The sequence below is a fragment of the Enterobacter asburiae genome, from assembly GCF_001521715.1.
In the GTDB taxonomy this organism is placed as follows: domain Bacteria; phylum Pseudomonadota; class Gammaproteobacteria; order Enterobacterales; family Enterobacteriaceae; genus Enterobacter; species Enterobacter asburiae.
Genome location: NZ_CP011863.1, coordinates 3,852,166 through 3,877,662, shown reverse-complemented (window position 1 = coordinate 3,877,662; position 25,497 = coordinate 3,852,166). Strand labels below are relative to the sequence as shown.

Below are 25,497 nucleotides of genomic sequence, written 5' to 3'. Positions count from 1 at the left end.
TTAGCGTTTTGCCTGCCAGATACGGGCCTGATAATCACGGATTGAACGGTCAGAGCTGAACATACCGCAGCGGGCAGTGTTCAGAATGCACGCGCGGGTCCACGCCTCCTGGTCACGATACAACACGTCGACCTGCTTTTGCGCTTCTACATAGGCCGTGAAGTCCGCCATCACCAGATACGGGTCACCGCCGTGTTTGTCCATGCTGTGCAGCATCTGGTCAAACGCGTGCTTGTCGCCTTCGCTGTATTTACCGCTTTCCAGCTCCTTCAGCACCGCGTCGAGCACTTTGTCTTTCTTACGCCATTTCACCGGGTCATAGCCTTTGGCCTTGATGGCTTTCACCTCTTCCACGGTATGGCCGAAGATAAAGATATTCTCTTCACCGACCTTCTCGGCGATTTCGACGTTGGCCCCGTCGAGCGTACCGACGGTCAGCGCGCCGTTCAGCGCCAGCTTCATGTTGCCGGTACCGGACGCCTCTTTCCCTGCGGTAGAGATCTGCTCGGAGATATCCGCCGCCGGGATCAGCAGTTCAGCCGCCGAGACGCAGTAGTCCGGCAGGAACACCACCTTCAGCTTGTCGCCCACTTTCGGATCGCTGTTGATCGCCGCCGCCACTTTATTGATGGCGAGGATAATGTTTTTCGCCAGGTAGTAGCCCGGCGCCGCTTTCGCACCGAACAGGAACACGCGCGGCACGCGGTCAGCCTGCGGGTTCTCGCGGATCTCTTTGTACAGCGCCAGAATGTGCAGCAGGTTCAGGTGCTGACGTTTGTACTCGTGCAGACGTTTAATCTGGATATCGAAAATGGCGTTCGGGTTGATCTCAATGCCGGTACGCACTTTCACGAACTCCGCCAGACGAACCTTGTTCTCCAGCTTGATCGCCCGGTACTGCTCGCGGAATTTCGCGTCGTCAGCCTGTTTTTCCAGGTTGATGAGCTGGTCCAGATCGTTGGCCCACTCTTTCTTCAGGGTCTTATCCAGCAGACCGGCCAGTAGCGGGTTGCACTGCTTGATCCAGCGACGCGGCGTGATGCCGTTGGTCACGTTGTGGAATTTGGTCGGCCACAGCTGGTGGTATTCCGGGAAGAGATCTTTGACCACCAGATCCGAGTGCAGCGCCGCCACGCCGTTCACCGCAAAGCCGCTGACCACGCACATGTTCGCCATGCGCACCTGCTTATCGTGAACCACCGCCAGTTTCGCCCAGACCGCCTTGTTGCCTGGCCAGGTTTTATCCACCAGGATTTTAAACTGGTCGTTAATCTTGTTGATGATCTGCATGTGGCGCGGCAGCAGCGTTTTCACCAGCTTCTCATCCCAGCACTCGAGCGCCTCTGGCATCAGAGTGTGGTTGGTGTAGGCAAAGGTACGGCTGGTGATGGCCCAGGCGTCGTCCCAGCTCAGCTGATGCTCGTCGATCAGCACGCGCAGCAGTTCCGGGATGGCAATCGTCGGGTGCGTGTCGTTGAGCTGAATCACTTCGAAGTCCGGCAGCTGCGCCAGCTTGCGGCCCGCCAGGTGATGGCGACGCAGAATGTCCGCCACGGAGCAGGCGCACTGGAAGTACTGCTGCATCAGGCGCAGCTTTTTACCGGCCAGGTGGTTGTCGTTCGGGTAGAGGACTTTGGTCAGCTTCTCGGCGTCGATGCCCTGCTGCTCGGCGCGAAGGAAATCGCCGTCGTTGAATTTGGTCAGGTTAAACGGATGCGCGTGCTTCGCCTGCCACAGACGCAGCGGCTGCGCCACGCCGTTACGGTAGCCGAGCACCGGCAGATCCCAGGCTTCACCGGTAATGGTGAACGCCGGTTCCCAGAGCCCCTGCTTTGTCACTTTTCCGCCAATGCCGACCTGCACATCCAGCTGCGCGTTGTGGCGGAACCACGGATAGGTATTGCGATGCCAGTCGTCTGGCGCTTCCATCTGATGGCCATCGGCAAACGACTGACGGAACAGGCCGTACTGGTAGTTCAGACCATAGCCGATCGCCGACTGGCCGACGGTCGCCATAGAGTCCAGGAAACAGGCCGCCAGACGGCCCAGGCCGCCGTTGCCCAGCGCCGGGTCAGTCTCTTCTTCCAGCAGGTCGGTCAGGTTAATGTCGTGTTCTTTCAGCACGTCACCGACGTCCTGATACCAGCCCAGGTTCAGCAGGTTGTTGCCGGTCAGGCGGCCAATCAGGAATTCCATCGAGATATAGTTCACGTGACGCTGGCCTTTAACAGGCTTCGCCACCGGTTGAGCATCCAGCTGCTCTGCGAGCGCACCGCTCACGGCCTGCCACCACTGGTGAGGCGTCATTTCGTTTGCAGCATGAAGGCCAAAACGCTGCCACTGACGCGTCAGGGCAGCCTGGAATTGAGCTTTGTTGAAGGTAGGCTGTGACATAGGGGATCGGCATCCTTTAGAAAGAAAACACAAGTTGGCGCTAGTGTGCCTGGCTCATTTCCCCTCTTCCTCCTCCTGTGGGGGATTAGACAGGGAGGAGTAGCGGGGATGAGCATAAAAGTGTGATCGAGGCCACTCTCAGAGCATAGTTCGAGTGTGCCCGGAAGATAAAAAAGTAACCGGGGAGAATGTCAAAGAAATGAAATGCAGTTTCGGGTGAAATTAATCCGTTCTGAAATGATTACTTACGTAGAATAATAATTTAGTCATCGGGTTACATCTCCGGAGAGTATTACTCTCACTCAACTTTACCCGCTCTTTATTAAATTTGACGTCACTATACCTTTCTGAAACCAGTTTCAGCGCAGCGGTAATGTTTACAGACGAGCCAGTAGTGACGCGGCGTTAAGCCCCTTTCGAGAAAGTTCCAACATTTGCCTGAATGTTTTGTGACAGAGTGCAAATTCAGAACCACAAAACCCAGACATAACTTGCAATAGTTCTCTTTCTGTTCGACCTTATATCCTATTAATTACGAAGCGCAAAAAAATAAAATCTCTCGTTCCCCACAGTGAAGTGAAACCTATGTTGATTCCGTCTAAATTAAGTCGCCCGGTTCGTCTTGACCATACAGTGGTCCGCGAGCGTCTGTTGGCTAAACTTTCCGGCGCGCATAATTTCCGACTGGCGCTGGTTACGAGCCCTGCAGGCTATGGAAAAACAACGCTCATTTCGCAATGGGCCGCGGGTAAAAGCGATCTTGGCTGGTACTCCCTCGACGAGGGCGATAACCAGCAGGAGCGTTTTGCCAGCTATCTGATTGCCGCCATACAGCAAGCCACCCATGGACACTGCGTCGCCAGTGAGGTGATGGTGCAAAAGCGCCAGTACGCCAGCCTGTCCTCCCTTTTCTCTCAGCTGTTTATCGAACTGGCCGAATGGCATCGCCCGCTTTACGTGGTGATTGATGATTACCATCTCATCACTAACCCGGTGATTCATGAATCGATGCGTTTCTTCCTGCGCCATCAGCCGGAAAATCTGACTTTAGTGGTGCTGTCACGCAACCTGCCGCAGCTGGGTATTGCCAACCTGCGCGTGCGCGATCAGCTTCTGGAAGTGGGCAGCCAGCAGCTGGCCTTTACCCACCAGGAAGCGAAACAGTTCTTTGACTGCCGCCTGACATCACCGATTGAGGCCGCCGAGAGCAGCCGTCTGTGTGATGACGTTGCCGGCTGGGCCACGGCGCTGCAGCTTATCGCGCTCTCTGCCCGACAAAACAACAGTCCGGCGCATCAGTCTGCCCGGCGTCTGGCGGGCATCAACGCCAGTCACCTTTCTGACTACCTGGTGGATGAGGTGCTGGACAGCGTCGATCCCTCGACGCGTAATTTCCTGCTGAAAAGCTCTCTGCTGCGCTCCATGAACGATGCACTCATCGTTCGCGTGACGGGGTGTGAAAACGGTCAGCTGCAGCTCGAAGAGATTGAACGTCAGGGCCTTTTCCTGACGCGCATGGACGATCCCGGCGAGTGGTTTAGCTATCACCCGCTGTTTGGCAGCTTCCTGCGCCAGCGCTGTCAGTGGGAACTGGCGGTTGAACTTCCGGAGATCCACCGCGCCGCTGCCGAAAGCTGGATGGCGCAAGGCTTCCCGAGCGAGGCCATCCACCACGCGCTGGCCGCCGGTGATGCCAGCATGCTGCGCGATATCCTCCTCAATCATGCGTGGGGCCTGTTTAACCACAGCGAGCTGACCCTGCTGGAAGAGTCTCTCAAAGCCCTGCCGTGGGAAAGCCTGCTGGAGAACCCGCGTCTGGTGCTGCTGCAGGCCTGGCTGATGCAGAGCCAGCACCGCTACAGCGAAGTGAACACCCTGCTGGCGCGCGCCGAGCAGGAGATGGAAAGCGAAATGGATACCACCCTGCACGGCGAATTTAACGCGCTGCGCGCTCAGGTGGCCATTAACGACGGCGACCCGGACGAAGCTGAACGGCTGGCGATGGTCGCGCTGGATGAACTGCCGCTGGCTAACTTCTACAGCCGCATCGTTGCGACCTCGGTGCACGGTGAAGTGCTGCACTGCGAAGGCGACCTCACCCGTTCGCTTTCACTGATGCAGCAAACCGAACAGATGGCGCGTCGTCATGATGTCTGGCATTACGCGCTGTGGAGCCTGATCCAACAGAGCGAGATTTTATTCGCGCAGGGGTTCCTGCAGGCCGCCTGGGAAAACCAGGAAAAAGCGTTCCAGCTGATTCGTGAACAGCATCTGGAACAGCTGCCGATGCACGAGTTCCTGTTGCGTATTCGCGCTCAGCTGCTGTGGGCATGGTCACGTCTGGATGAAGCGGAAAGCTGCGCCCGCCAGGGTGTGGATGTCCTTTCCAGCTTCCAGCCTCAGCAGCAGCTGCAGTGCCTGGCGCTGCTGGTGCAGTGCTCGCTGGCGCGCGGCGATCTCGATAACGCCCGCAACCATCTGAACCGCCTGGAGAACCTGCTCGGCAACGGTCAGTATCACAGCGACTGGGTCTCCAACGCCGATAAGGTCCGGGTGATTTACTGGCAGATGACCGGCGATAAAAAATCCGCCGCCAACTGGCTGCGTCAGACGCCAAAACCGGAATTTGCGAACAACCACTTCCTGCAGAGCCAGTGGCGCAACATTGCCCGCGCGCAGATCCTTCTCGGTGAAGTAGAGCCCGCAGAGATTGTGCTGGAAGAGCTGAACGAGAACGCGCGCAGCCTGCGTCTGATGAGCGACCTGAACCGCAACCTGCTGCTGCTGAACCAGCTCTACTGGCAGGCGGGTCGTAAAAACGATGCCCAGCGCGTGCTGCTGGAAGCGCTGCAGCTGGCTAACCGCACCGGGTTTATCAGCCACTTTGTGATTGAAGGTGAAGTGATGGCGCAGCAGCTGCGTCAGCTTATTCAGCTCAACACGCTGCCGGAGCTGGACCAGCATCGCGCCCAGCGCATCCTGCGCGAGATTAACCAGCATCATCGGCACAAGTTCGCGCATTTTGATGAGAACTTCGTTGAACGTCTGCTCAACCATCCGGAAGTGCCGGAACTTATCCGCACCAGCCCGCTCACCCAGCGCGAATGGCAGGTTCTGGGGCTGATCTATTCAGGCTACAGCAACGAGCAGATTGCCGGCGAGCTCGCGGTGGCGGCGACCACCATCAAAACGCATATCCGCAATCTGTATCAGAAGCTGGGCGTGGCGCATCGTCAGGATGCGGTGCAGCATGCGCAGCAATTGTTGAAGATGATGGGGTATGGCGTGTAGGACCTTGCCCTCACCCCGGCCCTCTCCCACAGGGAGAGGGGGAACGGCTTTTCAACACAACTCTAACTGCAAATTATTATCTTTAATCACCTGCATCACGCCCGCCGGCGGCATCACGTCGGTATAAACCGCATCCACCATGCTGATGCTGCCCATGTTCACCATCGCGTTACGGCCAAACTTCGAATGGTCCACCACCAGCATCACGTGGCGCGAGTTTTCAATAATCGCGCGCTTGGTGCGCACCTCGTGATAATCGAACTCCAGCAGCGAGCCGTCGCTGTCGATGCCGCTGATCCCGAGAATGCCGAAGTCGAGGCGGAACTGAGAGATAAAATCAAGGGTCGCTTCGCCAATAATCCCGCCGTCGCGGCTGCGCAGTTCGCCGCCCGCGAGGATGATGCGGAAGTCGTCTTTCTGCATCAGGGTATTGGCCACGTTCAGGTTGTTCGTGACCACGCGCAGGTTCTCGTGATCCAGCAGCGCATGGGCGACCGCTTCCGGCGTGGTGCCGATATCAATAAACAGCGTCGCCCCGTTCGGGATCTGGCTGGCGACCTTGCGGGCAATGCGCTCTTTCTCTGCCGTCTGCGTGGCTTTACGGTCATGCCAGGAGGTATTGACCGAACTGGACGGCAGCGCCGCCCCGCCGTGGTGGCGAAGAATGCGGTTCTGATCGGCCAGGTCGTTCAGGTCACGACGGATGGTTTGTGGGCTGACGGCAAACTGCTCCACCAGCTCTTCGGTGCTGACGTATCCCTGTTTTTTTACCAGTTCGATAATAGCGTCATGACGTTGTGTTTGTTTCATCAATTATCCCTGAGAATTATGTTCGTTTTCGCGCATGGAGCGTGTCGGCAAACGCCATCGCCAGCCCCACGGCCAGCCCGGCGACGTGTGCACCGTTGGCGATAGACATACCAAACAGATCAAACCATCCGGCAATTAGCCATATTAACGCAAAGGTTATTAATCCGCGCTGCAGATAGATGCCGCTTTCCGGATCGCGCTCCCCGCGAAGCCAGACATAGCCCATCAGGGCATACACGACGCCCGACAGCCCGCCGAACCACGGCCCGCTGAACTTGTGCTGCACATAGCCGCTCAGCAGGGCGCTGATAAGGGTGATAACGATCAGCTTGCCGCTGCCCAGACGCTTTTCAACGGCACCGCCGAGATACCACCACCAGAGCAGGTTGAAGAGGATATGCATCACCGAGAAGTGCATCAGCGCGTGGCTAAAATAGCGCCAGACGTCAAACTCAAGAGACGGGTCATAGGGCCAGGCCAGGGCAATCATCACGCTCTGGTCGCCCACCACGTTCATAATAATGAAGACGATAATGCAGGCCGCCATCAGCAGCATCGTAAACGGGCCCGCGCGTTCGCGGATGGTGGCAAGGAAGGGAAAACGGCTGTAGTGCAGTCCGCTGTCGGTCTGCCCGGACTGCCAGCTGGCCGCCAGATAGCGCGGGTCGCCGGGGTTCTCAAGAAAACGCGCCAGCTCCTCGTTTACGCGCGCGGCCTGGCCCTCGTCGGCCAGCCAGACGTCGGTCTGGTTATGTTGCTGAATGGTCAGAATAACGCCCTGCGTCGCCATATAGTCGACAAACGCCTGGGCGACGCGCGGGTTGGTAAAAGAGGTGATCATCAACATGGGCAGCGGTCGCTTATTTCCACACAAAAGGGGACAGTATAGCGGGATCAGCGCTCAAAAGCGTATTCCACTTCTGCCGGGAAATGACGATGCCAGGCATCGAAGCCGCCGTCGACGCTGTATACCGCGTCGTAGCCCTGCTGAAGCAGATACTGCGCCGCACCTTTGCTGCTGTTGCCGTGGTAGCACATGACCATCACCGGCGTCTCGAAGTCGTTATCGCGCATAAACGCGCCCAGCGTGTCGTTGGTGAGATGGAACGCGCCCGGCGTGTGGCCCATCGCAAAACTCTGCGGATCGCGGATGTCCACCAGCACCGCTTTTCCCTGGTGCATCTTCTGGTGGGCTTCTTCTACGTTAATACATTCAAACTGATCCATGGTGTTCTCTTTACAGTGGTCAACGACACAATTTTACCCCGTAGTGTACGTCCTGGCGGCGGGTAAACGCCATTATGTTATCCATATCACTCTAAATTGTTTTTTTGATGTTACCAAAAGCGCGTTCCTTTGCTATTATGAGCGATATCGAACATTTCTGAGCTTTAACGAAAGTGCATGAGGGTGTTATGGAAACCAAAGATCTGATTGTGATAGGCGGTGGCATCAACGGTGCCGGTATTGCGGTCGATGCCGCAGGACGCGGTTTATCCGTACTGATGCTGGAAGCTAACGATCTCGCCTGCGCGACGTCGTCCGCCAGCTCCAAACTGATTCACGGTGGCCTGCGCTACCTGGAACACTACGAATTCCGCCTGGTCAGTGAAGCACTGGCCGAACGTGAAGTGCTGCTGAAAATGGCGCCGCATCTGGCTATTCCGATGCGCTTCCGCCTGCCCCATCGTCCGCATCTGCGTCCGGCGTGGATGATCCGAATTGGTCTGTTTATGTACGATCATCTGGGTAAACGCACCAGCCTCCCGGGTTCGAAAGGTTTGCGTTTTGGCTCAGAATCGGTCCTAAAGCCTGAAATCGTGCGCGGTTTCGAATATTCCGACTGCTGGGTGGACGATGCGCGTCTGGTGCTGGCGAATGCCCAGATGGTCGAGAAGAAAGGTGGCGAGGTGAAAACCCGTACCCGCGCGACCGCTGCCCGTCGTGAAAACGGCCTGTGGATTGTGGAAGCGGAAGACATCGATACCGGCGAGAAATTTAGCTGGAAAGCGCGCGGTCTGGTGAACGCTACCGGCCCGTGGGTGAAGCAGTTCTTCGACGACGGCATGCATCTGCCTTCGCCGTACGGCATTCGCCTGATCAAGGGCAGCCACATTGTGGTGCCGCGCGTGCATACGCAGAAGCAGGCCTACATTCTGCAGAACGAAGACAAGCGCATCGTGTTTGTGATCCCGTGGATGGACGAATTCTCGATCATCGGCACCACCGACGTGGAGTACAAAGGCGATCCGAAGAACGTCGAGATCGACGAGAGCGAAGTGAACTACCTGCTCAAAGTGTATAACGCGCACTTCAGGAAGCAGCTGTCACGCGACGACGTGGTCTGGACCTACTCCGGCGTGCGTCCACTGTGCGATGACGAGTCTGACTCACCGCAGGCGATTACCCGCGACTATACGCTCGATATTCACGACGTTGACGGTCAGGCGCCGCTGCTTTCCGTGTTTGGCGGCAAGCTGACCACCTACCGCAAGCTGGCCGAGCACGCGCTGGAAAAACTGGCGCCGTACTACAAAGGCATTGGCCCGGCATGGACCAAAGGCGCGGTACTGCCCGGCGGTGATATCGGCGATAACCGCGATGATTACGCCGCGAAGCTGTGCCGTCGCTTCCCATTCATCACCGAAGGAATGGCGCGCCACTATGCCCGCACCTACGGCAGCAATATCGAGCTGTTCCTGGGCGATGCGAAGGACATTGCGGATCTGGGCGAGCATTTCGGCCACGAGCTGTACGAAGCCGAGCTGCGTTACCTGGTTGAGCATGAGTGGGTTCGTCGCCTGGATGATGCTATCTGGCGTCGTACCAAAGAAGGGATGTGGCTCAACGCCGAGCAGCAGTCTCGCGTGGCGCAGTGGTTGCTGCAAAATGCGGGGAAGCGTGAGCTGTCGCTGGCGTCGTAATACGATCGGTGCGGGCTGATGCCCTCACCCTGACCCTCTCCCACAGGGAGAGGGAACAAACACTAAAAACGGCAACCGAGGTTGCCGTTTTGCTTTTACAACCTCACCGGATCAATATGCCAGATCGTCTCGGCATACTCCTTGATGGTCCTGTCGGACGAGAAATAGCCCATATTGGCGATGTTATACATCGCGGCGCTGGTCCACTTCTCCTGCTGACGATACAGTTCGTCCACCTTATCCTGACAGTCCACGTAGCTGCGATAATCCGCCAGCACCTGGTAGTGATCGCCAAAGTTAATCAGCGAGTCCACCAGATCGCGATAGCGGCTCGGTTCATCAGGGCTAAACACGCCGGTCGCGATCTGCGTCAGCACCTGGCGTAACTCTTCATCCTCTTCGTAATATTGACGTGGCAAGTAGCCTTTCCTGCGCAGCGCCTCCACCTCTTCCGTCGTATTACCGAAGATAAAGATATTTTCTTCGCCCACGTGCTCCAGCATCTCGACGTTCGCCCCGTCCAGCGTGCCGATGGTCAGCGCGCCGTTAAGAGCAAACTTCATGTTACTGGTGCCGGATGCTTCCGTACCCGCCGTGGAAATCTGCTCAGAGAGATCCGCCGCCGGGATGATCATCTGCGCCAGGCTTACGCTGTAGTTCGGAATGAAGACCACCTTCAGCTTGTCGCCAATGTCCGGATCCTGGTTAACCACCTTCGCGACATCGTTGATGAGATGAATGATATGCTTCGCCATGTAGTAGGCAGAGGCCGCCTTACCGGCGAAGATCTTCACGCGCGGTACCCATTCGGCCGTTGGATCGGCCTTGATGCGGTTGTAATGGGTGATCACGTGCAGCACGTTCATCAGCTGACGCTTGTATTCGTGGATGCGTTTGATCTGAACGTCGAACAGCGCTTTCGGGTTTGCCACCACGTTGAGGTGCATCGCCAGCCAGACCGCCAGACGCTTTTTGTTCAGCAGCTTGGCTTCGCGCACGGCTTTGTTCACCGTCGGGAAATCAATGTGCTGTTCCAGCTCGCTCAGCTGGCTCAAATCGGTCCGCCAGGTACGGCCAATATTCTCGTCCAGCACCTCAGAGAGCGGCTGGTTGGCCAGCGCCAGCCAGCGGCGCGGCGTGACCCCGTTGGTTACGTTGCAGAACCGCGTCGGGAAGATCTTCGCGAAGTCCGCAAACAGCGACTGCACCATCAGGTTCGAGTGGAGCTCGGACACGCCGTTGACCTTGTGGCTGATGACGACCGCCAGCCAGGCCATGCGCACGCGGCGCCCGTTCGATTCATCAATAATGGAAGCGCGGCTCAGCAGCCCGGTATCGTTCGGGTATTGCTCCTGCAGGGTCTTGAGGAAGTAGTCGTTAATCTCAAAGATAATCTGCAGATGGCGCGGCAGGATTTTGCCGAGCATGTCTACCGGCCACGTTTCCAGCGCTTCGCTCATCAGCGTGTGGTTGGTGTAGGAGAATACCTGACAGGTCACTTCAAACGCGTCATCCCAGCTGAACTTATGCTCGTCAATCAGCAGGCGCATCAGCTCCGGAATGGAAAGCACCGGGTGGGTGTCGTTAAGGTGGATCGCCGTTTTCTCCGCCAGGTTGGCGTAGGTTTTGTGCAGCTGATGGTGGCGGCTGAGGATATCCTGAATCGTCGAGGAGACGAGGAAATACTCCTGACGCAGGCGCAGCTCGCGGCCGGAGTAGGTCGAGTCATCCGGATACAGCACGCGGGACACGTTCTCGGAGTGGTTTTTATCTTCCACTGCCGCAAAGTAGTCACCCTGGTTGAATTTACCGAGGTTAATTTCGCTACTGGCCTGAGCGCTCCACAGGCGCAGCGTGTTGGTGGCATCGGTGTCATAGCCGGGGATAATCTGGTCGTAGGCCACGGCCAGGATCTCTTCCGTTTCTACCCAGCGGGATTTTTTGCCTTCCTGCTGGATACGCCCGCCAAAGCGCACCTTGTAGCGCGTATTGTGGCGCTTAAACTCCCACGGGTTGCCGTACTCCAGCCAGTAGTCCGGCGACTCTTTCTGGCGCCCGTCGACGATGTTCTGTTTGAACATACCGTAGTCGTAGCGAATACCGTAGCCGCGGCCCGGCAGCGCCAGCGTTGCCAGCGAGTCGAGGAAGCAGGCGGCGAGACGCCCCAGGCCGCCGTTGCCGAGGCCCGGGTCGTTCTCTTCGTCGATCAGTTCTTCTAAATCTAACCCCATCTCTTCCAGGGCGGTTTTGACGTCGTCATAAATACCGAGCGACAACAGCGCGTTGGACAGCGTGCGGCCAATCAAAAATTCCATCGACAGGTAGTAAACCTGACGCGTTTCCTGCGAGAGCTGGGCGCGGTTTGATCGCAGCCAGCGTTCAACTAAACGGTCACGCACCGCAAACAGGGTGGCGTTCAGCCACTCGTGCTTGTTGGCAATAACCGGATCTTTCCCGATGGTGAACATCAGCTTGTAGGCGATGGAGTGCTTTAACGCCTCAACGCTGAGCGTGGGTGAAGAGTAGCTAAATGGAGCGTTCATATCAGTAACTTCGCCTCGTTACATCAAGCGTTGATAGAGATCGCGGTATGACTGCGCCGCGACATGCCAGCTAAAGTCCATGGACATCGCCTGACGCTGAACGTAACGCCAGAGCGATGGACGGGACCACAAGACGAAAGCACGCCGAATCGCCCGAAGCAGCGACCAGGCATTACTGTCCTCAAAGACAAACCCGCTGGCGATACCGTCCGCCAGGTTTTCCAGAGAGCTATCGGATACGGTATCCGCCAGTCCGCCCGTGCGGCGTACCAGCGGCAGCGTGCCGTATTTCAGGCCGTAAAGCTGCGTCAGGCCGCAGGGTTCGAAACGGCTCGGCACCAGGATGACGTCCGCGCCGCCCATGATGCGGTGCGAGAACGCTTCGTGGTAGCCAATCTGCACGCCCACCTGCCCCGGATGTTCCGCCGCGGCGGCAAGGAAACCTTCCTGCAGCACCGGGTCGCCCGCACCGAGCAGCGCCAGCTGCCCGCCCTGCTCCAGTAAACCGGGCAGCGCCTCCAGCACCAGATCCAACCCTTTCTGGCTGGTCAGGCGGCTGACCACCGCGAACAGGGGCACTTTGTCGTTAACCTTCAGGCCCATTGCAATCTGCAGCTGGCGTTTGTTTTCCGCTTTGTCTTCCACGGAATCACGGCCATAGCGCGCCGCCAGCAGGAGATCGGTTTCCGGGCTCCAGATCTGTTCATCCACGCCGTTCAGAATGCCCGACAGGCGGCCTTCGCGGTGGCGCTGTTGCAGCAACCCTTCCATGCCGTAGCCAAACTCTGGCTGGGTGATCTCACGCGCGTAGGTCGGGCTCACCGCCGTGATGTGATCGGCGTAGTACAGTCCGGCTTTCAGGAACGAGATTTGCCCGTTAAATTCCAGCCCGTGCATGTTATAGAACGATAATGGCAGATCGATTTCACTCATGTGATGGGCATAGTACATCCCCTGATACGCCAGGTTATGCACGGTAAAGACCGATTTGGCCGGATGGCCGCGCGCCGCGAGATACGCCGGGGCAAGCCCGGCGTGCCAGTCGTGCGCGTGCACCACATCCGGGCGCCAGAACGGATCCAGCCCCGTCGCCATTTCTGCACCGACCCAGCCGAGCAGCGCAAAGCGCAGCACGTTATCGGTGTAGGCGAACAGGTTCGTATCGTGATACGGGCTGCCCGGTCGATCGTATAAGTGCGGCGCGTCGATCAGGTAAATCCCTACGCCATTGTAATGTCCAAACAGCAGGGTGATGCGTCCGGCGAAGGTCTCACGGCGGGTCACCACTTTTGCATCGGGAATACCGCGCCGGATATCCGGAAAGGCGGGCAGCAGGACTCGGGTATCCACGCCTCCGGCGATTTGCGCTGCCGGTAATGCACCCAGAACATCTGCCAGACCGCCCGTTTTTAACAACGGGAACATCTCAGAACATACATGTAAAACCTGCATCATCGCTCCTGTTTGATCTGCAGCTTCCGCAACATTTCCCGTGTGACTAACACGATCCCCTCTTCCGAACGATAGAAACGACGCGCGTCTTCTTCCGCGTTCTCACCAATCACCATCCCTTCGGGAATGACGCAGGCACGATCGATAACGCAGCGGCGCAGACGACACGAGCGCCCTACCCAGACATCAGGCAGTAAGACTGCCGAATCGATATTACAGAATGAATTTATCCGCACGCGGGGGAACAGCACCGACTGCACCACTACCGAGCCTGAAATAATGCACCCGCCGGATACCAGCGAGTTGAGCGTCATGCCGTGGCTGCCGGAGCGGTCCTGCACGAATTTGGCCGGCGGCAGCGATTCCATATGGGTACGAATCGGCCAGTTCTGGTCGTACATATCCAGCTCAGGCGTGACCGACGCCAGGTCGAGGTTCGCTTTCCAGTACGCTTCCAGAGTTCCCACATCGCGCCAGTAAGGTTCCGCATTGGGGTCGGACTGCACGCAGGACAGCGGGAAAGGATGTGCATACGCCATGCCAGCTTTCGTGATTTTCGGAATGATGTCTTTACCGAAGTCGTGGCTGGAGTTTTCGTCTTTGTCGTCTTCTTCCAGCAGCTCATAAAGATAATCTGCATCAAAGACATAAATCCCCATGCTGGCGAGCGATTTGGTGTCATCGCCCGGCATGGTTGGCGGGTTCGCCGGCTTTTCAACAAAGTCGATAATTTTGTCGTCGGCATCCACGTGCATCACGCCAAACGCCGTCGCTTCAGCAACGGGCACAGGCAGACACGCTACGGTGCAGCGCGCCCCTTTTTCGACGTGGTCGATGAGCATGTGGGAGTAATCTTGCTTGTAGATATGGTCCCCGGCGAGGATCACGATGTATTCCGCGCTGTAGCGACGAATGATGTCGAGGTTCTGCGTCACCGCATCCGCCGTTCCGCGGTACCAGTTCTCGCCGTGGACGCGCTGCTGAGCGGGAAGGAGATCGACAAACTCGTTCATCTCTTCGCTGAAGAATGACCAGCCGCGCTGGATATGCTGAACCAGCGTGTGCGACTGATACTGCGTAATGACGCCAATACGGCGAATGCCCGAGTTGAGACAGTTGGAGAGCGCAAAGTCGATGATACGGAACTTACCACCAAAGTGAACAGCCGGTTTCGCGCGCTTGATGGTCAAATCTTTCAGACGGGTACCACGTCCACCCGCAAGTATCAGGGCAACCGTTTTTAATGGTAGCTGGCGCGCCAACATTAAGGGATCGTTCTTCTCTAATCTAACCATGACTAACTCCTTTTTTATCATCTTTGGAATACGCACACTCCGTGCGCAGGCCCGTGCCAGACAGCCATTACTACCGGATTATCCGCTCCGGCAAAGGGGGGAACAGCTCGCCATTCCCCTTCAGGTAAAACAATCTCTGCGACGTCATCCGTCGCGTTCAGCGTGACCAGCCATTTATCCGACAGCAGGATTTGCAGGCGTGGTACGCCGTGTTGCCACTCTTGCGCGCTTAACGGTTGCGCGTCTTGATTCAACCAGCGAACGTTGCCGTCACCCTCTTCCCACCAGCGGTCGGCGGTCAGCGCGGGGATCTGCTGGCGAAGATGGATCAGCGCAGCGGTAAAATGAATCAGCCCGCTGTTGGCTTCACCCCAGTCGAGCCAGGTTAACGTGTTGTCCTGGCAATACGCATTGTTGTTACCGTGCTGGCTATGGCCGTGTTCATCGCCTGCCAGCAGCATCGGCGTGCCCTGCGACAATAAAAGCGTTGTCAACAAAGCATGAACGCTGGCACGTCGCCGCTCGATGACGTCCAGGCTTCCGCCTAACCCTTCTATACCATGATTAAAGCTATGGTTATTGTTAGTGCCATCGCGATTCTCTTCGCCGTTTGCCTCATTGTGTTTCTGATTGAAACAAACGCAGTCCCGGAGCGTAAAACCGTCGTGTGCCGTCAACAGATTGACGGTGGCCGACGGGCGTTTGCCGTCGCGCTTAAAGAGATCGCTTGAAGCGGCAAAGCGTCCGGCGAACTCCCCCAGCGACAGATTCCGTTCCAGCCAGAAGCGGCGCGCGGCATCGCGATAGTGATCGTTCCACTCGGCAAACAGCGGCGGGAAATTCCCGACCTGATAACCGCCTTCACCGATGTCCCACGGCTCGGCAATAAGCTTCACCTGCGAGAGCACCGGACAATTTTTTATCGCCTCAAACAGCGGCGCCTGCTGGCTGAACGCTGGCGTGCGCCCCATCACGGGCGCCAGGTCGAAACGAAAACCGTCGACGTGGAACGTTTCCACCCAGTATTTCAGGCACTCATAAGCAAAATGCGTGACCGCCGGATGGCTGAGGTTGAGCGTGTTACCGCAGCCGGTCCAGTTCTCATAATCGCCATCCTGCCTGATCCAATAATAGCTACGGTTATCAATTCCGCGCATGGAGAGCGTCGGACCGTCGAGATCGCTTTCGGTACTGTGGTTCAGCACGACGTCCAGAATGACCTCAATGCCCGCCGTATGGAGCGCCTTCACCGCATCGCGAAATTCGTCCCGCGCCTTTTCCGGATGGGCGGCATAGCGTGGCTCAAGCGCGAACATCGCCAGCGGGTTGTAGCCCCAGTAGTTGCTTAGCCCCAGCCGCTGCAGGCGCGGCTCGCTGGCGAAATGGGCGACGGGCAGTAGTTCCAGCGCGGTGATGCCGAGGTGTTTCAGGTAGGCGATCATGGTGGGATGCCCGAGCGCCTTATAGGTGCCGCGCATCTCTTTGGGGATCGACGGGTGCAGGTACGTCAGCCCTTTGACGTGGGCTTCATAAATGACGGTATTGCCCCACGGCGTCTGCGGCGGGGCATCGTCTTCCCAGTCATAAAGATCGTTCACCACCACGCTTTTTGGCGCGACGGGCGCGCTGTCGCGGTGGTCGGGCTCGCCGTAGCCCACGTGGAACAGCGGGTCGTCTTTAAATTCGCCGTCCACGCGGTGCGCGCACGGGTCAATCAACAGCTTCGCCGGGTTAAACCAGTGGCCCTGCGCCGGATCCCACGGACCGTGTACGCGAAAGCCATAGTGCATGCCTGGCCGTCCTCCGGCCAGGTAGCCGTGCCAGGTATCCCCCGTGCGCTCGGGTAAATCGTAACGGTGCTCGTTACCTTCCCCATCAAACACGCACAGTTCTACCCGCTCAGCGTGAGCGGAAAAGAGGGTGAAATTGACCCCCTTTCCGTCAAAACGCGCGCCGAGCGGTTCGGGTTTACCTGCCGTAAGCTGCGTCATTCGCCCTCCCGCATCAGCCAGATGGTGCCAAGCGGCGGCAGCGTCAGGCTCAGGGAGTTGGGTCGTCCGTGGCTTTCGATGGCGTCGCTCTGTACCAGCCCGCCGTTACCGGCGTTACTGCCGTGGTAGTGCATCGAGTCGGTATTCAGGATCTCGCGCCATTTGCCCGGCTGGTTAATGCCGAAGCGATAGTGTTCGCGCGGCACCGGCGTGAAGTTGCTGGCGACGATGATTTCGTTACCCGCTTTGTCACGACGCACAAAGACAAACACCGAGCGCTCGTGGTCGTCCACCACCAGCCACTCAAAGCCGTACGGATCGAAGTCGAGCTCGTGCAGCGCTTTGTGGTGGCGGTAGGTCAGGTTCAGGTCGCGCACCAGACGCTGCACCCCGTGGTGCCAGTTGTCGCCGCCTTCCAGCAGATGCCAGTCGAGGCTGGCGTCGTGGTTCCACTCGCGTCCCTGAGCGAACTCATTGCCCATAAACAGCAGTTTCTTGCCCGGGAAGGCAAACATCCAGCCGTAGTAGGCGCGCAGGTTGGCAAATTTCTGCCACGCGTCGCCCGGCATGCGGTCGAGAATGGATTTTTTGCCGTGCACCACTTCATCGTGAGACAGCGGCAGCATGAAGTTTTCGGTGTAGTTGTAGAGCATCCCGAACGTCAGCTTATCGTGATGATACTTGCGGTGAACCGGATCCAGCTTCATGTAGTCGAGCGTGTCGTGCATCCAGCCCAGGTTCCACTTATACCAGAACCCCAGGCCGCCTAATGACGGCGGACGGGAGACGCCCGCAAAGTCGGTCGACTCTTCCGCCATGGTCACGGCACCGTCCACCTGTTCGCCGATAATGCGGTTGGTATTGCGCAGGAATTCAATCGCTTCCAGGTTTTCACGGCCGCCAAACTCGTTCGGGATCCACTCGCCCTCTTTGCGGCTGTAGTCGCGGTAGATCATCGACGCCACCGCATCGACGCGCAGGGCATCAATGCCAAACCGCTCGATCCAGTACAGGGCATTCCCGACCAGGTAGTTTGCGACTTCACGGCGACCGTAGTTGTAGATCAGCGTATTCCAGTCCTGGTGATAGCCTTCGCGCGGGTCGCTGTGCTCGTACAGCTTCGTGCCATCAAACTCTGCCAGCGCAAAGTCATCCGACGGGAAATGGCCCGGCACCCAGTCGAGGATGACGTTCAGCCCGGCGGCGTGCGCGGCATCAATGAAATAGCGGAAGTCATCGCGCGTGCCGAAGCGGCGCGTTGGCGCATACAGCCCGGTGGGCTGATAGCCCCAGCTGCCGTCGAACGGATGCTCATTGACCGGCAGCAGTTCAAGGTGGGTAAAGCCCATCCATTTGGCATACGGCACCAGCTGGTCGGCAAGCTCACGGTAGCTCAGCCAGAAGTTGTTATCGGTGTGGCGACGCCAGGAGCCAAGGTGTACCTCATAGACGGAAATGGGCGCGTCAAAGCGGTTGGCCTGTTTACGCTCCTCCGTCTGGACGACCTTCTCCGGCAGGCCGCAAATCAGCGACGCGGTATCCGGGCGCATCTGCGCTTCGAAGGCATACGGGTCGGCTTTAATGCGCAGCTTGCCGTTGGCATCGATCATCTCGAATTTATAAAGCTGCCCGGGGTGCGCCCCGGGGATAAACAGCTCCCAGATGCCGGTTTCACGGCGCAGGCGCATCGGGTGGCGGCGACCGTCCCAGTAGTTGAACTGGCCGACAACGGAGACGCGCTGGGCGTTAGGTGCCCACACGGAGAACCGCGTGCCGGTAATGCCGTCCATGGTATCGGCATGGGCACCCAGGGTTTCATAAGGGCGAAGATGCGTTCCTTCTGAGAGCAGCCAGGCGTCCATCTCTTTAAGCAGAGGGCCGAAGCTGTATGGATCGTCAATCAGGTTTTGCTGACCGTGCCAGAGAACGGCGAGCTGATAGCGAAAAGGGTTTTTACGGCGGGGCATTACGCCCGAGAAGAAGCCACGGGAATCGAGGCATTCAAGATTACCCACCTTGCGGCCGGTTTTGGGTTCAATCACCCAGACTTCTGTGGCATCCGGTAACAGTGCCCGAACTTCAAGGCCATCCTCAGTTTGATGCATCCCAAGCACAGAAAAGGGGTCAGCAAAATGACCCGCAATAAGCGCATTAATCACGTCTCTATCCACACGATCGGACATGGTATTCATCCTGTTTTTTATGTCGTCCTTTTTAAGCGCTCCGGGACGACTTTTAATGTGACCTGAACGGGACAGCACAAAAATGTGCATCCATTCTGCTCCGTTCGAACCTCAGGTAAGAAATGACTCTTCCTTAAAGCATAGCCAACGCTCTAGATGACTCCTGATAAAAAATAAGACATACGCGTGTTACTCCATGTAGTACGCAAAAAAAAGGGGTGAAAATCACCCCCGGTAGTTAACAAATTATTACGCCAGCTGGCGTAGCATGCGGCGCAACGGCTCGGCGGCACCCCACAGAAGCTGGTCGCCGACGGTGAACGCGGAGAGATACTCCGGCCCCATGTTCAGCTTGCGCAGACGGCCAACCGGCGTGGTCAGCGTGCCGGTAACGGCAGCCGGGGTCAGCTCGCGCATGGTGATATCGCGATCGTTTGGTACCACTTTCGCCCACGGGTTGTGCGCGGCCAGCAGCTCTTCCACGGTCGGAATAGACACATCTTTTTTCAGTTTAATGGTGAAGGCCTGGCTGTGGCAGCGCAGCGCGCCGATACGTACGCACAGACCGTCAACCGGAATGGTGTTCTCGGTCGCGAGGATTTTGTTGGTCTCAGCCTGGCCCTTCCACTCTTCGCGTGTCTGGCCGTTATCCAGCTGTTTGTCGATCCACGGAATCAGGCCGCCGGCCAGCGGTACGCCGAAGTTGTCCACCGGCAGCTCGCCGCTGCGGGTAAGCTGAGTCACTTTACGTTCAATATCAAGGATCGCGGACGCCGGGTTTGCCAGCTCGGTCGCGACGCTCTGGTGCAGCTGGCCCATCTGGGTCAGCAGCTCGCGCATGTGACGCGCACCGCCGCCGGACGCCGCCTGGTAGGTCGCCACGGAGACCCACTCCACCAGATCCTGCGCGAACAGGCCGCCGAGGGACATCAGCATCAGGCTGACGGTGCAGTTCCCACCAACAAAGGTTTTCACGCCGTTGTTCAGGCCGTCGGTGATGACGCCCTGGTTAACCGGGTCAAGAATGATGATGGCATCGTCTTTCATACGCAGCGAAGAGGCCGCGTCAATCCAGTAGCCCTGCCAGCCGCTTTCACGCAGCTTTGGATAGATTTCGTTGGTATAATCGCCTCCCTGGCACGTGACAATAATGTCGAGTGCCTTCAGCGCTTCCAGATCGTAAGCATCCTGCAACGTGCCTGTGGTACCACCAAAGGACGGAGCAGCCTGGCCGAGCTGGGAAGTGGAGAAGAAGACCGGGCGGATAGCGTCGAAATCGCGCTCTTCAACCATGCGTTGCATGAGTACAGAGCCGACCATACCGCGCCAGCCGATAAAACCAACGTTTTTCATAGCATTTTTTTCCTGCTGAGGGTGTGTGCTGTTTGTGCAAGCCAGTATTGAACTGGGATATGCTTCACATTACAAAATGCTGCCAAAGTCGCAAGCGAAATTAATCGATGATTGCCCGGCAATCAGAAATACAGCTAATTATCATAATAACCTTAGAGAATTTCAGGGATAATTTACATGAGTGAAATCATTTCCGCAGCGGTTTTATTGATCCTGATAATGGATCCACTGGGAAACCTGCCGATCTTCATGTCGGTGCTTAAGCACACCGAGCCGAAGCGTCGCCGGGCGATCATGATCCGCGAGCTGCTCATCGCCCTGCTGGTGATGTTTATCTTCCTGTTTGCGGGTGAAAAAATTCTCGCGTTCCTGAACCTGCGCGCCGAAACCGTGTCGATTTCCGGCGGGATTATTCTGTTCCTGATTGCCATTAGGATGATTTTCCCGAGCGCGGAAGGCAGCAGCAGCGGCCTGCCTGCGGGTGAAGAGCCGTTTATTGTGCCGTTGGCAATTCCACTCGTTGCCGGGCCGACCATTCTGGCCACGCTGATGCTGCTGTCGCATCAGTATCCGAACCAGATGAGCCATCTGGTGATTGCCCTGCTGATCGCCTGGGGCGGGACGTTTATCATCCTGCTGCAGTCGTCGCTGTTCCTGCGCCTGCTGGGTGAGAAAGGGGTGAACGCGCTGGAACGCCTGATGGGGCTGATTCTGGTGATGATGGCAACGCAGATGTTCCTGGACGGGATCAGGGCGTGGATGAAAGGCTGACTTTCTCCCTCTCCCCGTGGGAGAGGGCCGGGGTGAGGGCATCAGGCCGCAGAGGACACATATTCGTCGGGTGGCGGCTTCGCCTTACCCGGCCTACAAAACTTAACCCTTACGAATCAAATACCGGTACGGCAGCGCTTCGGTCTGCTGTGCCACCAGCTCATGTTCCATAAAGGTACAAAAGCCGGGAATATCGCGGGTCGTGGCCGGGTCGTCGGCAATAATCAGCAGCGTTTCACCGGTCTGCATGTTGCGCACGGTTTTGCGTACCATCATTACCGGTTCCGGGCAGCGAAGGCCCTGGGCATCAAGAGTGTGGTCTGGGCTGGAAAACAGGTCGGTCATGGTCTTCTCGGTCTGGTAAAAACGGCTGTAGTTTACGCCCGGTTGCGATCAATGCAAACCAGGTTAACGATTGCGTAAAAACTAACCATTGCAATGTCCTGCCAAAGCAGTATCATGCTGCGGTTTTTATTGGGTTCCCTCACCCCAACGTATAAAAAGGTCACAATATGACGTCGTTTTCTGAATCACAGCGCGTAAAAGCGTTGTTCTGGCTTTCGCTTTTCCATTTGCTGGTGATCACCTCCAGCAACTATCTGGTGCAGCTCCCGATCTCCATCTTTGGTTTTCATACCACCTGGGGCGCATTTAGCTTCCCGTTTATTTTCCTCGCGACGGATTTGACCGTGCGTATCTTTGGCGCACCGCTGGCTCGCCGCATTATTTTTTCGGTCATGCTCCCGGCGCTGTTCATCTCGTACGTGGTTTCGTCACTGTTTTATATGGGAAGCTGGCAGGGCTTTGAGGCGTTAACCCACTTCAACCTGTTTGTTGCCCGTATCGCCGCAGCAAGCTTTATGGCCTACGCGCTGGGGCAGATCCTCGACGTGCATGTGTTTAACCGCCTGCGGCAGAACCATCGCTGGTGGATGGCACCAACCGCCTCCACGCTGTTCGGTAACGTGAGCGATACGCTGGCCTTCTTCTTCATCGCCTTCTGGCGCAGCCCGGATGCGTTCATGGCTGAACACTGGATGGAAATCGCGCTGGTGGACTACTGCTTCAAGGTGCTTATCAGCATTGTGTTCTTCCTGCCGATGTACGGCGTGCTGCTCAATATGCTGCTGAAAAGGCTGGCAGATAAATCTGAAATCACGGCATTGCAGGCTGGTTAAGGGTTCGCTTTATCAGTTGTGATAAGATGAGCGAATGAGCCGTTATGGCCGTTTATCGAAAGGAAGAAGTCAATGCGCAATCTGGTTAAATATGTCGGGATTGGCCTGCTGGTTGTGGGTCTTGCAGCCTGTGATAACAGCGACACGAAAACGCCTGCTCAGGGCGCATCCGCAGAGAGCAACGCGACCGGCCAGCCGGTGAATCTGATGGATGGCAAACTCAGTTTCTCTCTGCCAGCCGATATGACTGACCAGAGCGGCAAGCTGGGCACCCAGGCGAACAACATGCACGTTTACTCCGACGCAACCGGGCAGAAAGCGGTCATTGTGATTGTGGGCGACGACACCAGCGAAGACCTGGCCGTCCTGTCCAAACGTCTGGAAGATCAGCAGCGCGGCCGCGATCCTCAGCTGCAGGTCGTGACCAATAAATCCATCGAGCTGAAAGGCCACACGCTGCAACAGCTCGACAGCATCATCTCTGCAAAAGGCCAGACCGCCTACTCTTCTGTGGTGCTGGGCAAGGTTGATAACAAACTGCTGACCCTGCAGATCACCCTGCCAGCGGAAGATCAGCAGAAAGCGCAGACGGCTGCTGAAAACATCATTAACACCATCGTGATCCAGTAACGCTTCACGACGATGACGTGGCCTCCGGTGCCTGCACCGGGGGCCATTTTTTTAGCCGCCACGTCAGCAGCAGCGCAATCACCACCAGACCCGCCGCGGCAAGATAGATCACCGGAACCCCTGCCCAGGCCATCACCAGCCCCGCCAGCGGGCCGGTAATGCCTAAAGACATATCCATAAACACCGTATAGGTCGCCAGCGCCGCCCCCTGATTCTGCTGCGGCACGGCTTTTACCGCCACCACGCCCAGCGCCGGGAAGACCAGGGAAAAGCCAGCCCCCGCGAGGAACACACCCACTTTCGCGACCCAGGGCACCATCGCTATTCCGGTCAGCAGCAGCCCGACTATCTCTATCACAAAGCAGATCATCGCCACGTTCAGCCCGCCCAGACGGTTGATGCCGTTAGGGAAAAGCAGACGGGCGCCAACAAACGCACAGCTGAACAGGGTTAACGCAAAGGCCGCGCCGTCCCAGCCTTTGGCGTCGTAGAACAGGGTAATGAAGGTCGCAATCACGCCGAAGCCGGTGGTCGCCAGCGCCAGGGCCATGCCGTACGGCCAGACGCGCCCCAGCACCGCCCGAAACGGCAGCGGCTTGCCTTTGCTGGCCTTCACTTTCGGGCGCGGCAGCGCAAAGAGGATCGCCAGCAGCGCGACCGCCATAATGGTGATGGCCAGCCCATGCAGCCCGCCCAGCGCATAGCAGGCCACGCCGAGCGGCGCCCCGAGCGCCATCGCACCGTAGGTGACAATCCCGTTCCAGGAGATCACCCGGCCAATGTGCGGCGCGCCTACTACACCCACGCCCCACAGCGTTGAGCCGGTTCCCGCCAGACTTTGCCCGATGCCAAGAATGACGCGGCCCAGGCAGAGCAGCGCCAGACTGACCAGCGGCCAGTGGCTGGTTGCGGCAGCCAGCAGATAGCTCAGGCCACTGAGAAAACAGCCGCACAGTCCCACCACCACGATGCTTTTTGGACCGAACGTGTCCGCGTAGCGCCCGGCATGCGGGCGGCTGAGGAGCGTGGCGAAATATTGCAGGCTTATCACCAGCCCCGCCCAAAAGGCGCTGAAGCCCATCACGTCATGGACATAGCCCGGCAGGACTGCCAGCGGCAGGCCGATGGTCAGATAGCTGGCAAAGTTGAAAATCACAACGGAAACGATGCGCAGATTGAGGCGCAGTCCGCTCAGTGCCGGTTCAGCGGCAGCTTCGGGCATGGGGTTCTACCTGGATTTTTTACAACAGTGTTTCACTATTACCACGGCGCAATAAGAAAATCAGCCCCGACTTTCAGATTAACGGTGCCAGACGAAGCGAAGCCCGGGCACTACACTTATCGGGTCATCATATTAAGGAACACGCATGATCGCTAACCCGTCCGACAAAGCAGGACTCCACATCTTATTAAAACTCGCCTGTCTGGTGGTTATCCTTGCGGGTATCCATGCTGCCGCCGACATTATTGTTCAGCTCCTGCTGGCGCTCTTTTTTGCCATCGTGCTTAATCCTCTGGTCACCTGGTTTTTACGCCGGGGCGTTAGCCGTCCGGTGGCCATCACCATCGTGGTTATTGTCATGCTGATTGGCCTGACGGCGCTCTTTGGCGTACTGGCGGCATCGCTGAGCGAATTCTCCACCATGCTGCCGCAGTACAACAAAGAGCTGACGCGTAAAATTGTCGCGCTGCAGGAGATGGTCCCCTTCCTTAATCTCCATATCTCACCCGAACGGATGCTGCGCAGGATGGACTCCGAGAAAGTCATGACCTACGCCACCACCTTGATGACGGGGCTTTCCGGCGCGATGGCCAGCATTCTGCTGCTGGTCATGACGGTGGTGTTTATGCTGTTCGAAGTTCGCCACGTCCCCTATAAGCTGCGCTTTGCGCTGAACAATCCACAAATTCACATTGCCGGCTTACACCGGGCGCTGAAGGGCGTCTCCAAATATCTGGCGCTGAAAACGCTCCTGAGCGTCTGGACCGGGGTGATTGTCTGGCTGGGGCTGATGCTGATGGACGTGCAGTTCGCGCTGATGTGGGGCGTGCTGGCCTTTCTGCTGAACTACGTGCCCAATATTGGCGCGGTGCTTTCCGCCGTACCGCCGATGATTCAGGCGTTTCTGTTTAACGGCTTCTACGAATGCATGCTGGTCGGCGCGCTGTTCCTCGTCGTGCATATGGTGCTGGGCAATATTCTTGAACCGCGCATGATGGGACACCGTCTGGGCATGTCGACGCTGGTGGTATTTTTATCCTTACTGATTTGGGGATGGCTGCTGGGCCCGGTCGGTATGCTGCTGTCGGTCCCCCTGACCAGCGTATGTAAAATCTGGATGGAGACCACCAAAGGCGGCAGCAAGCTGGCGATCCTGCTCGGGCCGGGGAGGCCGAAAAGCCGATTACCCGGGTAGCGGACCTGCCTGTACAGGCAGGTTTAAACCGTCAGTAATACACCGTAAATTACCGCGTCCCTAATCCGTCGCGGTATTTTTATTTGCGTTAAGGCGATATTCATTCTGTTTTTAGTTACGCCGCGCGCATTACGTTCAAATGCAATTCATGATTTAACGCAAATTATAAAAAATGAAATCCTTATTTATTTTCCATGTTATTATTCCCGCCTTCGCTTCAACGTAATGCAAACATTAATATTGATTAAAAATTACACCTGGCGAT

General features: G+C 57.3%; 18 protein-coding genes. 6 read left to right on the top strand and 12 right to left on the bottom strand.

Translation table 11 applies throughout. The features are described 5' to 3' along the window. Window positions 1–2,394, bottom strand: a complete 2,394-nt coding sequence (gene malP / locus ACJ69_RS18665) for a maltodextrin phosphorylase (RefSeq protein ID WP_059347500.1) — start codon at window positions 2,392–2,394, stop codon at window positions 1–3. A gap of 585 nt (window positions 2,395–2,979) precedes the next feature. On the opposite strand from malP, the gene malT reads away from it, so the two are divergent. Further along, complete coding sequence (malT, locus tag ACJ69_RS18660; RefSeq protein ID WP_059347497.1) at window positions 2,980–5,685, top strand: HTH-type transcriptional regulator MalT; 2,706 nt, start codon at window positions 2,980–2,982, stop codon at window positions 5,683–5,685. Between the two features lie 51 nt (window positions 5,686–5,736). Here malT and ACJ69_RS18655 read toward each other — a convergent pair whose 3' ends face one another. Genes ACJ69_RS18655 through glpE form a run of 3 tightly spaced genes read right to left on the bottom strand, consistent with a single transcriptional unit; the run spans window position 5,737 to window position 7,722 of the window. Beyond that, on the bottom strand, window positions 5,737–6,495 hold the full coding sequence (locus ACJ69_RS18655; RefSeq protein ID WP_008503060.1) for a DeoR/GlpR family transcriptional regulator: 759 nt from the start codon (window positions 6,493–6,495) through the stop codon (window positions 5,737–5,739). A 16-nt stretch (window positions 6,496–6,511) separates the two neighbouring features. Beyond that, window positions 6,512–7,342 (bottom strand): rhomboid family intramembrane serine protease GlpG, encoded by an 831-nt coding sequence (gene glpG, locus ACJ69_RS18650; RefSeq protein WP_059347496.1) that lies wholly within the window; start codon window positions 7,340–7,342, stop codon window positions 6,512–6,514. Window positions 7,343–7,389: 47 nt separating this feature from the next. Then, window positions 7,390–7,722 carry a thiosulfate sulfurtransferase GlpE gene (glpE, locus tag ACJ69_RS18645; RefSeq protein WP_006177908.1) on the bottom strand — a complete coding sequence of 111 codons (333 nt, stop codon included), beginning with the start codon at window positions 7,720–7,722 and terminating at the stop codon, window positions 7,390–7,392. A 188-nt stretch (window positions 7,723–7,910) separates the two neighbouring features. Between glpE and glpD the strand changes: the two genes are divergently transcribed. Then, the gene (gene glpD / locus ACJ69_RS18635; protein WP_054830076.1) at window positions 7,911–9,419 is read left to right on the top strand and encodes a glycerol-3-phosphate dehydrogenase; all 1,509 of its coding nucleotides are present in this window, start codon (window positions 7,911–7,913) and stop codon (window positions 9,417–9,419) included. 95 nt (window positions 9,420–9,514) lie between these two features. Here the strand turns inward: glpD and glgP are convergent, their stop codons facing one another. The 6 genes from glgP to asd all read right to left on the bottom strand — a co-directional run bounded on the left by glgP (window position 9,515) and on the right by asd (window position 20,236). After that, window positions 9,515–11,962, bottom strand: a complete 2,448-nt coding sequence (glgP, locus tag ACJ69_RS18630) for a glycogen phosphorylase (protein ID WP_059347494.1) — start codon at window positions 11,960–11,962, stop codon at window positions 9,515–9,517. An 18-nt stretch (window positions 11,963–11,980) separates the two neighbouring features. After that, a complete protein-coding gene (gene glgA / locus ACJ69_RS18625) occupies window positions 11,981–13,414 on the bottom strand; it encodes a glycogen synthase GlgA (RefSeq protein WP_023309509.1) in 1,434 nt (477 codons plus the stop codon). Then, a complete protein-coding gene (gene glgC / locus ACJ69_RS18620; RefSeq protein ID WP_023333724.1) occupies window positions 13,414–14,709 on the bottom strand; it encodes a glucose-1-phosphate adenylyltransferase in 1,296 nt (431 codons plus the stop codon). The genes glgA and glgC overlap by 1 nt, the downstream gene beginning before the upstream one ends. A gap of 17 nt (window positions 14,710–14,726) precedes the next feature. Further along, a complete protein-coding gene (gene glgX, locus ACJ69_RS18615) occupies window positions 14,727–16,700 on the bottom strand; it encodes a glycogen debranching protein GlgX (RefSeq protein WP_059347492.1) in 1,974 nt (657 codons plus the stop codon). Beyond that, window positions 16,697–18,883: a 1,4-alpha-glucan branching enzyme gene (glgB, locus tag ACJ69_RS18610; RefSeq protein WP_029740652.1), complete on the bottom strand. Its 2,187-nt coding sequence runs from the start codon at window positions 18,881–18,883 to the stop codon at window positions 16,697–16,699. Before glgB ends, glgX begins: the two co-directional genes overlap by 4 nt. Before the next feature lie 249 nt (window positions 18,884–19,132). Then, complete coding sequence (gene asd, locus ACJ69_RS18605; RefSeq protein WP_059347490.1) at window positions 19,133–20,236, bottom strand: aspartate-semialdehyde dehydrogenase; 1,104 nt, start codon at window positions 20,234–20,236, stop codon at window positions 19,133–19,135. A gap of 177 nt (window positions 20,237–20,413) precedes the next feature. On the opposite strand from asd, the gene ACJ69_RS18595 reads away from it, so the two are divergent. Continuing rightward, window positions 20,414–21,007 (top strand): YhgN family NAAT transporter, encoded by a 594-nt coding sequence (locus tag ACJ69_RS18595; protein WP_059347489.1) that lies wholly within the window; start codon window positions 20,414–20,416, stop codon window positions 21,005–21,007. A gap of 102 nt (window positions 21,008–21,109) precedes the next feature. Here ACJ69_RS18595 and tusA read toward each other — a convergent pair whose 3' ends face one another. Next, a complete protein-coding gene (tusA, locus tag ACJ69_RS18590; protein ID WP_008503071.1) occupies window positions 21,110–21,352 on the bottom strand; it encodes a sulfurtransferase TusA in 243 nt (80 codons plus the stop codon). A 167-nt stretch (window positions 21,353–21,519) separates the two neighbouring features. Here tusA and ACJ69_RS18585 point away from each other — a divergent pair, with 167 nt between their 5' ends. Continuing rightward, window positions 21,520–22,185: a 7-cyano-7-deazaguanine/7-aminomethyl-7-deazaguanine transporter gene (locus tag ACJ69_RS18585; protein WP_023309514.1), complete on the top strand. Its 666-nt coding sequence runs from the start codon at window positions 21,520–21,522 to the stop codon at window positions 22,183–22,185. A gap of 72 nt (window positions 22,186–22,257) precedes the next feature. Next, entirely contained in the window at window positions 22,258–22,815 is a 558-nt protein-coding gene (locus ACJ69_RS18580) for a DcrB family lipoprotein (protein WP_023309515.1), read from the top strand. A gap of 4 nt (window positions 22,816–22,819) precedes the next feature. Here ACJ69_RS18580 and ACJ69_RS18575 read toward each other — a convergent pair whose 3' ends face one another. Then, window positions 22,820–24,037 carry an MFS transporter gene (locus ACJ69_RS18575; RefSeq protein ID WP_059347487.1) on the bottom strand — a complete coding sequence of 406 codons (1,218 nt, stop codon included), beginning with the start codon at window positions 24,035–24,037 and terminating at the stop codon, window positions 22,820–22,822. Window positions 24,038–24,182: 145 nt separating this feature from the next. Here ACJ69_RS18575 and ACJ69_RS18570 point away from each other — a divergent pair, with 145 nt between their 5' ends. After that, complete coding sequence (locus ACJ69_RS18570; RefSeq protein WP_023309517.1) at window positions 24,183–25,232, top strand: AI-2E family transporter; 1,050 nt, start codon at window positions 24,183–24,185, stop codon at window positions 25,230–25,232. Window positions 25,233–25,497 lie beyond the last annotated feature (265 nt).